Origin of the sequence: Scandinavium sp. NPDC088450 (assembly GCF_044900545.1) — a bacterium.
Lineage (GTDB): Bacteria > Pseudomonadota > Gammaproteobacteria > Enterobacterales > Enterobacteriaceae > Scandinavium.
In genome coordinates, this window is record NZ_JBJDNI010000002.1 from 220,005 (window position 1) to 232,388 (window position 12,384).

Annotated in this window: 6 protein-coding genes; all 6 read left to right on the plus strand. The window is 56.0% G+C overall.

Annotation, left to right across the window (positions count from 1 at the left end):
- The 6 genes from bcsB to ACI2I2_RS03640 all read left to right on the plus strand — a co-directional run bounded on the left by bcsB (nucleotide 1) and on the right by ACI2I2_RS03640 (nucleotide 12,166).
- Nucleotides 1-2,430 carry a cellulose biosynthesis cyclic di-GMP-binding regulatory protein BcsB gene (gene bcsB / locus ACI2I2_RS03615; protein ID WP_404656732.1) on the plus strand — a complete coding sequence of 810 codons (2,430 nt, stop codon included), beginning with the start codon at nucleotides 1-3 and terminating at the stop codon, nucleotides 2,428-2,430.
- Nucleotides 2,431-2,433: 3 nt separating this feature from the next.
- Entirely contained in the window at nucleotides 2,434-3,543 is a 1,110-nt protein-coding gene (bcsZ, locus tag ACI2I2_RS03620) for a cellulose synthase complex periplasmic endoglucanase BcsZ (protein WP_404656660.1), read from the plus strand.
- Nucleotides 3,525-6,842, plus strand: a complete 3,318-nt coding sequence (gene bcsC, locus ACI2I2_RS03625; RefSeq protein WP_404656661.1) for a cellulose synthase complex outer membrane protein BcsC — start codon at nucleotides 3,525-3,527, stop codon at nucleotides 6,840-6,842. The genes bcsZ and bcsC overlap by 19 nt, the downstream gene beginning before the upstream one ends.
- 152 nt (nucleotides 6,843-6,994) lie before the next feature.
- Nucleotides 6,995-9,001, plus strand: a complete 2,007-nt coding sequence (hmsP, locus tag ACI2I2_RS03630) for a biofilm formation regulator HmsP (RefSeq protein WP_404656662.1) — start codon at nucleotides 6,995-6,997, stop codon at nucleotides 8,999-9,001.
- A 144-nt stretch (nucleotides 9,002-9,145) separates the two neighbouring features.
- Complete coding sequence (locus ACI2I2_RS03635; protein WP_404656663.1) at nucleotides 9,146-10,432, plus strand: dicarboxylate/amino acid:cation symporter; 1,287 nt, start codon at nucleotides 9,146-9,148, stop codon at nucleotides 10,430-10,432.
- Between the two features lie 243 nt (nucleotides 10,433-10,675).
- A complete protein-coding gene (locus tag ACI2I2_RS03640; protein WP_404656664.1) occupies nucleotides 10,676-12,166 on the plus strand; it encodes a M16 family metallopeptidase in 1,491 nt (496 codons plus the stop codon).
- Nucleotides 12,167-12,384: the final 218 nt, after the last annotated feature.

A 12,384-nucleotide genomic window follows, 5' to 3' on the forward strand; every position in this document is an offset into this window, starting at 1 on the left:
ATGAAAAGAAAACTTTCCTGGATTTGCGCAGCGGCTGTGGGAATGGGGTCTCTGACCCCACTGACGACTTACTCCGAGCCGACGGCGGCGACCCCGTCACCTGAACAACCTGCGCCCGCCACGGCAAATGCACCTGTCGTGACAGCCCCTGCTGCGGCGGCAGGCATTGCCACCACCCCTGCGGCTCCGGTTCCGCCTGTCGCGGCTCCGGGCATGGTTGATCCCACCGTCACTGACCCAGGTGCCGTAGATTCTGCTGCGGCAGTGACCACGCCAGCGGTTGTTGAAAATACGCCGAGCCGCGACGTGAAACTGAGTTTTGCGCAGATTGCACCAGCGCCGGGCAGCATGGTGTTGAAAGGCTCCAACCCGAACGGCACCGTGCAGTTTGGCACGCGTAGCGATGAAGTGGTGTCCAAAGCGATGCTGAATCTGGTCTACACGCCATCGCCTTCGTTGCTGCCGGTGCAGTCGCAGTTAAAAGTCTATCTGAACGATGAATTGATGGGCGTACTGCCGGTCACCAAAGAGCAATTGGGTAAAAAAGTGATGGCTCAACTGCCGGTTGATCCACTTTACATCACCGATTTGAACAACGTTCGTCTGGAGTTTGTCGGCCACTATCGCGATGTATGTGAGAACCCAGCCAGTACCACGCTGTGGCTGGATGTGGCGCGTAACACGTCGCTGGATTTGACCTTCCAGCAGCTCAACGTCAAAAATGACCTGTCGCACTTCCCGGTGCCGTTCTTTGATTCCCGCGACAACCGCCAGCTGAATTTGCCGATGGTATTTGCCGATACACCGGATATCACGCAGCAAAAAGCCGCGTCAGTGGTGGCTTCGTGGTTTGGTGCGCGCGCAGGCTGGCGTGGACAGACGTTCCCGGTGCTGTATAACCAGTTGCCGGATCGCAACGCCATTGTGTTTGCCACCAATGACAAGCGCCCTGATTTCCTCAAAGATTACCCGCTGGTGAAAGCTCCGACGATCCAGATGATCAGCCATCCGGATAAGCCGTATGTGAAGCTGCTGGTGGTGTTTGGCCGCGATGACAAAGATTTATTGCAGGCGGCTGAAGGCATTGCCGCCGGGAACATCCTGTTCCGTGGAGATACCGTCACGGTGGATGAAGTCAAACCGCTGATGGCGCGTAAGCCCTACGATGCGCCGAACTGGGTGCACACCGACCGCGCGGTGACGTTTGGCGAGCTGAAAACCTACGAGCAGCAGTTGCAGTCTACCGGGCTTGAGCCTGCGTCCATCAACCTGTCGCTGAACCTGCCACCGGATCTCTATCTGCTGCGCAGCAACGGCATCGACATGGACCTGAAATATCGCTACACCCAGCCGGCGATGAAAGACAGCTCGCGCATGGATATTAACCTCAACAACCAGTTCCTGCAGTCATACAAACTGAGCAGCACTCAGGAAGTGAGCAGCCTGCTGCTGCGTCTGCCGATTGTTCAGGGCCTGCTGGACGGCAAAAACGAAGTGACGATCCCGGCGCTGCGTCTGGGGGCGACCAACCAACTGCGTTTTGACTTCCAGTACACCAACCCGATGCCGGGTGGCACCATTGAAAACTGTATTACTTTCCAGCCGATCCTGAACCACGTGGTGATTGGTGATGATTCGACTATCGATTTCTCCAACTATTACCACTTCCTGGCGATGCCAGATTTGCGCGCGTTCGCCAACGCAGGCTTCCCGTTCAGCCGTATGGCGGACCTGGCTGATACGTTAATCGTCATGCCGTCAAAACCAACGCAGAACCAGGTGAGCACGCTGCTGGATACGGTAGCCACTATCGGTGGACAGGTTGGGTTGACGGGATCCCGCCTCAATCTGACTGACGATCCGGCCCAGATGCAAAAGCAGGATGTTGACATCATGCTGATTGGATCGATTCCGGAAAAACTGAAAGACGACAAGCATATCGATCTGCTGGTTGATGCGACGAAGAGCTGGGTGAAAACGCCGGTTCGCCAGAATGAACTGCCTTCTGTGAACGTGGACGACAACGAGCGCCAACCTGCGGCTCAGGCTACGGTGACCTCGGACGGCCCAATGGCCGCCATCATTGGCTTCCAGTCGCCGTATCATGATCAGCGCAGCGTCATCGCCCTGATGGCCGACAGCCCACGTGGTTTCGAACTGATGAATCAAGCGCTGAACGACAGCGGCAAGCGTGCGGCGATGTTTGGTTCTGTCTCGGTTATCCGCGAATCTGGCGTAAACAGTCTGCGTGTCGGTGACGTCTATTATGTCGGGCATTTGCCATGGTATGAGCGCGTCTGGTTTGCATTGTCTAACCATCCGATTCTGCTGTCGATTCTGGCTGCGCTGAGCGTCGTGCTGCTGGCCTGGGTGCTGTGGCGTCTGCTGCGTATTATCAGCCGTCGTCGTCTCGACCCGGATAACGAGTAACCGATGATGAACCGCCTGGGCCAGTCTGCACTGGCGCTGCTGATGCTGTTCACGTTGCAGGCCTCTGCGGCCTGCAACTGGCCCGCGTGGGAGCAGTTTAAAAAGGACTATATCAGCGACGGCGGGCGAGTGATTGACCCGAGCGATGCCAGGAAAATCACCACCTCCGAAGGGCAGAGCTATGCGCTGTTCTTCGCCTTAGCGGCTAACGATCGCACTGCGTTTTCATCACTCTTCGACTGGACGCAAAACAACCTTGCCGAAGGCAACCTGAAAGCGCATCTCCCGGCCTGGCTGTGGGGCAAAAAAGAGGACGGCAGCTGGAGCGTTATCGACAGTAACTCCGCCTCGGATGCCGATATCTGGATTGCCTGGTCGTTGCTGGAAGCGGGGCGGTTGTGGGATCAGCCGCACTACAGCGAAGCGGGAAAAGCCTTGCTCTCGCGCATCGCCAGTGAAGAAGTCGTTAAGGTTCCGGGTCTCGGTTCGATGTTACTGCCGGGGAAAGTAGGCTTTGTCGATGACGCAGGCTGGCGCTTCAATCCCAGCTATTTGCCGCCGCAGCTAGCCGCTTACTTCGCCCGTTTCGGCGAACCGTGGCAAGCGCTTCAGGCGACCAATTTACGTTTGTTGCAAGAGACCGCGCCGAAAGGCTACTCGCCAAACTGGGTACGCTTTGATAAGAAAAAAGGCTGGCAGTTGAAGCAGGATAAAGCTTTGCTCGGCAGCTACGACGCCATTCGGGTTTATCTGTGGATTGGGATGATGAACGAGGCTGATCCGCAGAAAGCCCGGTTGCTGAACAAGTTTAAAGCCATGGCGGCGCAAACCGCGAAAGCCGGTGCAGTGCCTGAAAAAATCGATATCGCCACGGGTAAAATTGACGGCGATGGGCCGGTCGGTTTCTCCGCTTCGCTACTGCCTTTCCTGCAAAATCGCGATGCTCAGGCGGTACAACGCCAGCGTGTGGCAGACCATTTTCCGGGCAATGACGCCTATTACAGCTATGTTCTGACCCTGTTCGGGCAAGGATGGGATCAACACCGTTTTCGGTTCACTGCTCGCGGTGAACTTCTACCTGACTGGGGCCAGGAATGCGTACCTTCTCACTAAGTTTACTCAGCCTCTCGCTCGGCATTGCGCTCATGCCAATTGCGCATGCCGCGCCGTCGGCACAGCAACAACTCCTCGATCAGGTCCGGTTGGGCGAATCGTCCAAGCGTGAAGACCTGGTGCGCCAGTCGCTCTATCGCCTGGAGCTTATCGCGCCTGACGACCCGCAGGTGATTGCCGCTCGTATGCGCTATCTGCTGCGCCAGGGCGACAACGCCGGGGCACAGAAACAGCTTGAACGCCTGAAGGCTTTAGCGCCGGATTCCGACACCCTCAAAGCGTCGCAGAGCGAGCTGCAACTGTCGAGCGGCGAGGGCCGTCAGGCCTTGCAGCAGGCGCGTTTGCAGGTCACAACCGGGCATATTCCGGAAGGTATCGCGCTCTACGACAAACTGTTTAACGGCGTGCCGCCTGATGGCGATCTCGCGGTGGAATACTGGACAGCAGTGGCACGCTTGCCTGCTCGTCATAACGAAGCCGTCAACAAGCTGAAAGCTATTAACGCGAAGTATCCGGGCAACACCCAATTACAGACGACGCTGGCGAAAATGCTGTTTGCCGATAATCGCAATCAGGAAGGTTATGCGGTGCTGGAACAAATGGCGCGCTCTAATGCCGGGCGCGGAACCGCGGCCGATATTTGGTATGACCAGGTTAAAAATGAGCCGCCCAGCGATAACACCGTCAAAGAGTTACAGCGTTTTCTGACGCTTTTCACCACCGGTGATTTGGCAGATGAAGCGCGTAGCAAACTTGCTGAACAGCAAAAGCAACTGGCCGACCCGGTGTTCCACGCCAAAGCTGAACAGCAGGCCAAAGCCGCGGAAGTGGCGAAGGTGGAAGCCAGCAAGCCGCAAACCTGGCAGATTGTCTGGCCGCTGATCCGTAAAGGCGATGCGGCGCTGAAAACGAACAATCTCGACCAGGCGCAGCGTTTTTATCAGCAGGCTCAACGCGTCGACAGAAGCAACAGCTACGCCGTGCTTGGCCTGGGTGATGTGGCGCTGGCTCGCAAAGACACGGCAGCAGCCGAGCGTTATTACCAGCAGGCTTTGCGTCTGGATCGCACTAACAGCAGCGCCGTGCGTGGGCTGGCCAATATTTACCGTGCAGAGTCACCAGAGAAGGCGACGGCGTTTATCAATGGGCTCTCTGCCAGCCAAAGACGCAGCATTGATGATATCGAACGCAGCCTGACCGACGATCGTCTGTCCCAGCAGGCCGAAGCCCTGGAAAATCAGGGGCGCTGGGCTCAGGCCGCGGAACTGCAACGCCGCAGACTGGCGATGGATCCTGAAAGCGTGTGGATCACTTATCGTCTGGCGAAAGACTTGAACAGCGCCGGACAGCGCGGCGAAGCCGATAATCTGATGATGAACCTGGCGCGTAAAAAGTCCGGCGATGCGGATCAGGTTTACGCCTACAGCCTCTATCTCTCGGGGAACAATCAGGATTTGGCGGCGCTGTCGCACCTCAACACCCTGCCGAAAAGCCAGTGGAATGCCAATATTCAGGAGCTTTCAGACCGTCTTGAGTCTGACCAACTCCTGCAAAAAGCCAATCTGCTGCGTGATAACGGCCATGAAGATCAGGCCATTGCTCTGCTCAAACAGCAGCCACCGTCGGCTCGTCTTGATTTAACGCTGGCGGACTGGGCGCAACAGCGCGGAGATACCTCTTCGGCTATCGCTGCCTACAATTCGGCTCTGGCGAAAGAAGCGGACAATGACGATGCGCGCTTAGGTCTGGCTGAAGTGTATGTGGCAGACGGCAACGATGCCGCTGCCCGCGAGCAACTGGCGAAAATCAAAGCGCCAGCGGCTGGAGAAACGCCCTCACTCGGCACTCAGCGCCGTATTGCATGGGTGAATGCCGATCTTGGCGACACGGCAAAAGCCCAGCAGATTTTCAGCTCCATCGTGCCACAGGCAAAAGCCCAGCCCGCATCAATGGATAGCGCTTTGGTTTTGCGGGATAACTCGCGTTTTCAGGTACAAAACGGCGATCCGCAAGCGGCGCTGGAAGGCTACAAAGATGCGATGGTGGCAGCCGGTATCACGCCGGTTCGCCCGCAGAACAATGACAGCTTTACCCGTTTGACCCGTAACGACCCGAAAGACGACTGGCTCAAACGAGGCGTGCGCAGCGATGCCGCCGATCTTTACCGTCAGCAGGATGTGAACGTCACCCTCGAACATAACTACTGGGGTTCAAGCGGCACCGGTGGCTATTCCGACCTTAAAGCTCACACCACCATGTTCCAGGTGGATGCGCCGTTGGCGGATGGCCGCATGTTCTTCCGTAGCGATTACGTGAACATGAACGAGGGCAGTTTCTCCACGGATGAAAACGGCGGATATTCGCCAAAATGGGGCACTTGTGCCGATATCACCTGCTTCGGCGGCGATAAAAGCCAAAGCGGTAAAGGTGCGAGCGTTGCCGTGGGCTGGCGTAACGCCACCTGGGACATGGACATCGGCACCACGCCGATGGGCTTTGACGTGGTTGATGTGGTCGGCGGCCTGAGTTACAGCAACAGCATCGGTTCGCTGGGCTATACGCTCGAAGGGCATCGTCGTCCGATTTCCAGCTCTCTGCTGGCCTTCGGCGGACAAAAAGACACTAACACCGGCACCACCTGGGGCGGCGTACGAGCCAACGGCGGTGGCGTGAGCCTGAGCTATGACAAAGGTGAAGCGAACGGCGTCTGGGCTTCATTAAGCGCCGATACGCTGACCGGTCAGAACGTGGAAGACAACTGGCGCGCCCGCTGGATGGCCGGGTATTACTACAAGGTTATCAATGAGAACGACCGCCGGGTGACGGTCGGCCTCAACAACATGATCTGGCACTACGACAAAGACCTCAGCGGCTACACGCTTGGGCAGGGCGGTTATTACAGCCCGCAGCAATATTTGTCGTTTGCGGTGCCGGTGAACTGGCGTCAGCGTACCGAAAACTGGTCATGGGAACTGGGCGGGTCGGTGTCGTGGTCGCATTCGAAAACGAATAATCAGGCGCGCTATCCGTTGCCGAACCTGCTTCCGGCAGACTTCCGCAATGAAGGCAGTCAGATTATTGATGATGGCAGTAGCAGTTCGGGCATCGGTTACACAGCGCACGCGTTGATTGAGCGTCGTCTGACCTCAAACTGGTTTATCGGCGCGGCTATCGACATTCAGCAGGCGAAGGATTACACCCCGAGCCATGCGTTGCTGTATGTGCGTTATTCCGCCGCAGGCTGGCAGGGCGATATGGACTTGCCGCCGCAGCCGCTGATCCCTTACGCTGACTGGTAACAGATTAGCCTTAAAACTGCTTTCTCCCGTCACGATATGCGCTCAGTTAGCGTATAATGTGCCGAAAATCACTTACTGCCGGGCTGAACTGTGCTAACCCGGCCTTAACGTGATCCGCCGAAGGGCGTGGTTTTACTCTGGGGAGAGTTCCTTTGCGCGTCAGCCGCTCACTCACAATTAAACAAATGGCCATGGTGGCGGCAGTGACCATGGTGTTTGTGTTCGTCTTTTGTTCCATTTTGTTCTTCCATTTTGTTCAGCAGAACCGCTACATGACGGCGACGCAGCTCGAAAGCATCGCCCGTTCCGTTCGCGAACCGCTTTCTTCCGCCATTTTGAAAGGCGATATTCCGGAAGCCGAAACCATTCTGGGGCGCATTCAGCCTGCGGGCATTGTCAGCCGCGCGGATGTCGTGTTGCCCAATCAGTTCCAGGCGTTAGGCATGCGCTTTATCGAAGAGCGCCCGGTGCCGGTCTGGATAACCCGTACGTTTGAGCTTCCGGTACAGATTTCGCTGCCGATTTACTCCCTGGAACGCCCGGCAAACCCGCAGCCACTGGCATATCTGGTACTGCAATCGGATTCGTATCGCACCTATAAATTTGTCATGAGCGCCCTCGCGACGTTAGTGACCGCTTACTTACTTTTGGTGTTAATGCTGACCGTCGGATTAACGTGGTGCATTAACCGCCTGATTGTGCGCCCGCTACGTACTATCGCTCGCGAACTGAACGATGTTTCTCCTCAGGAACGCGTCGGGCATCAACTGGCGCTACCTCGCCTGCATCATGACGATGAAATCGGTATGCTGGTGCGCAGCTACAACCGTAACCAGCAAATTATGTTGCGCCAGCATGAAGAGCTGAGCAGCCATTCCACGCGTTTTCCGGTCACTGACCTGCCCAACAAGGCTTTCCTGCTGGCTTTGCTGGAACAAACCGTCGCGCATCAGAAAACCACGGCATTGATGGTGGTCGCCTGTGAAACGCTGCAGGACACCGCCGGTGTGCTGAAAGAGAGCCAGCGCGAAATGTTACTGCTGACGCTGGTTGAGAAGCTCAAGTCGGTGATTTCACCACGCATGGTGCTGGCGCAGATCAGTGGTTATGACTTTGCTATCCTGGCTCATGGCGTGAAAGAGCCGTGGCACGCGATTACATTAGGTCAGCAAGTACTCACTCTCATCAATGAGCGTTTGCCGCTTCAGGGCATTCAGTTGCGCCCAAGTGCGAGCATCGGGATTGCGATGTTCCATGGCGATTTATCCGCAGAACAGCTCTATCGTCGCGCTTGCTCGGCGGCTTTTACCGCTCGTCGCAAGGGCAAAAACCAGATTGAGTTCTTCGATCCTGAGCAAATGGAAAAAGCGCAACAGCGCCTGACCGAAGAAAGTGACATCCTTTCCGCGCTCGATAACCAGCAGTTCGCCATCTGGCTTCAGCCGCAGGTGGATATTGCCAGCGGTAAAGTGTGCAGTGCCGAAGTGTTGTTACGTTTACGTCAGCCAGATGGCAGCTGGGAGTTGCCGCCCGATCTTATCGAGCGCATCGAAACCTGCGGTCTGATGGTCACGGTGGGTTACTGGGTGCTGGAAGAAGCCTGCCGTCAGCTCGCAGCGTGGCAAAGTCGCGGCATCATGCTGCCGCTGTCCGTTAACCTGTCGGCGCTGCAACTCCTGCATCACGACATGGTGGCGGACATGCTTGAACTGCTGAACCGCTACCGAATTGCACGCGGTACGCTGGTGCTGGAAGTGACTGAAAGCCGACGTATCGACGACCCGAAAGCCGCCGTGGCCATCCTGCGTCCTCTGCGTAATGCGGGGGTGCAAATCGCGCTCGACGATTTCGGCATGGGATACGCCGGGCTGCGTCAGCTACAGCACATGAAATCGCTGCCGGTCGATATTCTGAAAATCGATAAAATCTTCGTTGAATCGCTGCCCAATGACACCAGCATGGTGGAGGCCATTATCCAGCTGGCGCGCAGCCTGAATCTGAGCATTGTGGCCGAAGGCGTTGAAACACAAGCCCAATTCGATTGGCTGAAAACGGCAGGGGTGGATATCGCGCAAGGCTTCCTGTTCGATCGGGCTGTGGCCCCGGAAACGTTCGAGAGCCACTATCTGGTGTCACTTGATGAAAACGAAAGCGCGTAATTGTTGCGCGCTTTTACGAGTCAGCTCTAAGTTTTTAACATTGCTCAGTCATTTTGTTTCTGTGTTGTATTCCGGATGTTATTTTAAAGCCGCAGGCGAATAAAAACCCTTCATAGCCTGTGGTTTTATATTTAAGGACATCCAATGAAAACCTCTCTGTTCAAAAGCCTTTACTTCCAGGTCCTGACGGCTATCGCTATCGGTATTTTGCTCGGCCACTACTACCCGGAACTCGGCGCTCAAATGAAACCGCTTGGCGATGCCTTCGTTAAGCTCATCAAAATGGTTATCGCTCCCGTCATCTTCTGTACCGTGGTGACCGGTATTGCCGGAATGGAGAGCATGAAAGCCGTGGGTCGCACAGGTGCGGTGGCGCTGCTCTACTTTGAAGTGGTCAGTACACTGGCACTGATTATTGGTCTGGTGATTGTGAACCTGGTACAGCCAGGGGCAGGCATGAACGTCGACCCGGCAACCCTTGATGCGCATGCGGTGGCGGTGTATGCCGAGCAGGCGAAGGATCAGGGCGTGGTGGCCTTCCTGCTGGATGTCATTCCTTCCAGCGTGATTGGCGCGTTTGCCAGCGGTAACATCCTGCAAGTGCTGATGTTCGCGGTGCTGTTTGGTTTTGCGCTGCACCGTCTGGGCAACAAAGGCCAGCTGATTTTCAACGTGATTGAGAGCTTCTCTCAGGTCATCTTCGGCATCATCAACATGATCATGCGCCTGGCGCCGATTGGTGCTTTCGGGGCGATGGCGTTCACCATCGGGAAATACGGTGTCGGCACGCTGGTGCAGCTCGGGCAGCTCATCATCTGCTTCTACATCACCTGTATTCTGTTCGTGGTGGTGGTGCTCGGGTCGATTGCCCGTGCGACGGGCTTTAGTATCTTCAAGTTTATCCGCTACATCCGTGAAGAGTTGCTGATCGTTCTGGGGACGTCATCTTCTGAATCTGCGCTGCCGCGTATGCTCGATAAGATGGAAAAGCTGGGCTGTCGTAAATCGGTGGTGGGGCTGGTCATTCCGACAGGCTACTCGTTTAACCTCGACGGCACGTCTATTTACCTGACCATGGCGGCGGTGTTTATCGCGCAGGCGACCAACAGCCATATGGATATTTTCCATCAGATAACGCTGCTGGTGGTGTTGCTGCTTTCCTCTAAAGGGGCGGCAGGCGTGACGGGCAGTGGCTTTATCGTGCTCGCAGCGACTATCTCCGCAGTCGGTCATTTACCGGTTGCGGGCCTGGCGTTGATTCTGGGTATCGACCGCTTCATGTCTGAAGCCCGTGCGCTGACCAACCTCGTCGGCAATGGCGTGGCGACCATAGTGGTGGCTAAGTGGGTGAAAGAACTGGACAGCAAACAGCTGGATGATGTGCTCAATAACCGTACTCCGGCTGAGAAAACGCAACAAATTTCCTCATAATCCCGCGACTTATCACATCTATCTGCCCGTAGTCCCTTGATGGACTACGGGCTCCTGCGCATAATTGACCATATTTTTCGTGGAACGTGTGACATTTCATCTTTTGCACGGTCTATACCCTAAATCATTCGAGTTGCAGGTCGTTGATTGCAGCTTGAAGTATGACGGGTAAAACCACGTATTTAACTCATCTACTGACCATGAGTTGTCATTTTAACCAGGATTGTTGATTCAGGGGTTCACATGCAGGGCACAAAAATTCGACTCGTAGCGGGCGGGATGCTGATGATGGCGACCGCGGGCTATGTGCAAGCAGAAGCGCTCCAGCCAGACCCGGCATGGCAACAGGGAACACTGGCGAACGGACTTCAGTGGCAGGTGTTAGCCACGCCGCAGCGCCCAAGCGATCGTGTGGAAATCCGCCTTCAGGTCAACATCGGTTCCCTGAGTGAGAGCACTCAGCAGACTGGCTATAGCCGCTTTATTCCCCGGCTGGCGCTCTCGCAGAGCGGCAGCTTAGAGACCATGCAGGCACGTTCTTTATGGCAGCAGGGCATTGATCCTCAGCACCCGATGCCTCCGGCGATTGTTTCTTACGACTACACCTTGTTCAGCCTGAGCCTGCCGAACAACCGTAACGATTTACTCAAAGAAGCGCTGACCTGGCTCGCCGACGCGGGCGGTAAGCTGAACATCACGCCGGAAGCCGTGAATCATGCGCTCAGCGGCGAAGACATGGTGATGACCTGGCCGCAGGACCCGAAAGAAGGCTGGTGGCGCTATCGCCTGAAAGGCTCAACGATGTTGGGTCACGATCCTGCCGAACCGCTCAAGCAGCCTGTTGATGACGCGCAGCTGAAAAGCTTCTACCACAAATGGTACACGCCGGATGCGATGACGCTGATTGTGGTCGGTAACGTCGACAGCCGCAGCGTAGGCGAGCAAATCAACAAAATCTTTGGCGAGTTAAAAGGCAAACGCGAAACGCCTGCCGCCGTGCCAACGCTGGCACCGTTGTCACCGCAAGCGGTCAGCATCATGACCGATGCGGTGCCGCAAGACCGCCTGTCTATCATGTGGGACACGCCATGGACGCCAATCCGCGAATCTGCTGCACTTCAGCGCTACTGGCGTGCGGATCTCGCACGTGAAGCGCTGTTCTGGCATGTTCAGCAGAATCTCAGCAAAAGCAACGTGAAAGACATCGGCCTGGGCTTTGATTGCCGCGTGCTTTATCTGCGTGCGCAATGTGCTATCAACGTCGATTCACCGAACGAGAAGCTCAATAACAATCTCGGTCTGGTGGCGCGCGAGCTGGCAAAAGTGCGTGAGAATGGCCTGACACAGGAAGAGTTCAACGCGTTGATTGCGCAGAAGAACCTTGAGCTGCAGAAGCTGTTTGCGACCTACGCCCGCACCAACACCGACCTGCTGGTGAGTCAGCGTATGCGCTCCCTGCAAAATCAGGTGGTGGATATCGCGCCGGAGCAGTATCAGAAAGTGCGTCAGGATTTCCTGAATTCGTTGACGGTCGAAAGCCTGAATCAGGACCTGCGCCAGCAGCTGTCACAAGAGATGGCGCTGATCCTCCAGCAACCGAAAGGCGAGCCGGAATACAACATGAAGGACCTGCAAGAGACGTGGGACAAACTGATGGTGCAACCGGCGGCCGCTGCCCCTGCAGCGAATGACGATGCGCATCAGGATGTGACGGATATTCCACCAGGGCAGTAAGGACAGGTACGCGCTGTTCCCCCTCTCCCCGGCCCTCTCCCTCATGGAGAGGGAGAAAATCAAAGGCCGCACTGTCCGGTTTAGGAGAGGGAGAAAATCAAAACTGCACTGAACGGTTTTGGAGAGGGAGAAAATCAAAACTGCACTGAACGGTTTTGGAGAGGGAGAAAATCAAAACTGCACTGAACGGTTTTGGAGAGGGCGAAAATCAAAACTGT